This is a genomic window from Salipiger sp. PrR003 (genome assembly GCF_010500785.1).
Taxonomy (GTDB): domain Bacteria; phylum Pseudomonadota; class Alphaproteobacteria; order Rhodobacterales; family Rhodobacteraceae; genus Salipiger; species Salipiger pacificus_A.
Genome location: NZ_JAAGOV010000018.1, coordinates 1 through 1158, shown reverse-complemented (window position 1 = coordinate 1158; position 1158 = coordinate 1). Strand labels below are relative to the sequence as shown.

At 66.4% G+C, this 1158-nt stretch carries 1 protein-coding gene; it reads right to left on the bottom strand.

All coding sequences use genetic code 11. The features are described from left to right. Positions 1–1158 (bottom strand): histidinol dehydrogenase (hisD, locus tag G0D83_RS01115; RefSeq protein WP_164188793.1); only part of this gene is annotated, 1158 nt, incomplete at its 3' end.

Genomic DNA, 1158 nt, shown 5'->3' with positions numbered 1-1158 from the left:
CTGGTAGCTGTGGGTCTTGAGGAACTTGCCGACCCAGAGCCCGCCGGTGTATCGCCCGGCCTTCTTGGTGGGCAACGTGTGGTTGGTGCCGATCACCTTGTCGCCGTTGGCAACATTGGTACGCGGGCCAAGGAAAAGCGCGCCGTAACAGGTCATCTTCTCGAGGAACCAGTCGTCGCGGTCTGTCATCACCTGCACGTGCTCTGAGGCGATCTCGTCCGCCACCTCCAGCATCTCGTCATAGCTGTCGCAGACGATCACCTCGCCGTAGTCCTGCCAGCTGGCGCGGGCCGTTTCGGCGGTGGGCAGGATGTCCAGCAGGCGCTCGATCTCGGTCAGCGTCGCCTCGGCCAACGCCCGCGAGTTGGTCAGCAGCACCGCCGGCGAGTTGTAGCCGTGCTCGGCCTGTCCAAGCAGGTCGGTGGCGCACATCTCGGCGTCCACGGTCTCGTCGGCGATCACCATGGTCTCGGTCGGACCTGCGAAGAGGTCGATCCCCACACGGCCGAAAAGCTGGCGCTTTGCTTCGGCGACAAAGGCGTTGCCCGGCCCGACGAGCATGTGCACGGGCTGCATGCTCTCGGTGCCGATGGCCATGGCGCCGATCGCCTGGATGCCGCCCAGCACCCAGATCTCGTGGGCGCCACCGAAATGCATGGCGGCGATCACCGCGGCATTGGGCTTGCCGCCGAAAGGCGGCGTGCAGGCGACGATCCGCGGGACGCCGGCGACCTTCGCCGTGGCGACGGACATATGCGCCGAGGCCACCATGGGGAACTTGCCGCCGGGCACGTAGCAGCCGACCGACTGCACCGGGATGTTCTTGTGTCCGAGGATGACCCCGGGCAACGTCTCGACCGCGATGTCGGTCATCGAGGCGCGCTGCGCCTCCGCGAATGTCACCACCTGCGCCTGCGCGAAGCGGATGTCGGCAATCTCCTGCTCCGACAGCGTCGCGATCAGGGCGTCGATCTGCGCTTGCGAGAGCCGGAAGCTCTCGGGGCTGTAGCTGTCGAACTTCTCCGAAAGCGCCCGCACCGCCGCGTCGCCACGCGCCTCGATGTCGGCCAGCGTGGCTTCGACGATCGCCCGGGTCTTGGCGTCGTCCTGCCGGCGGTCATCATCGGATTTTCCGCGCTTGAGGTATTCGATGGTCAT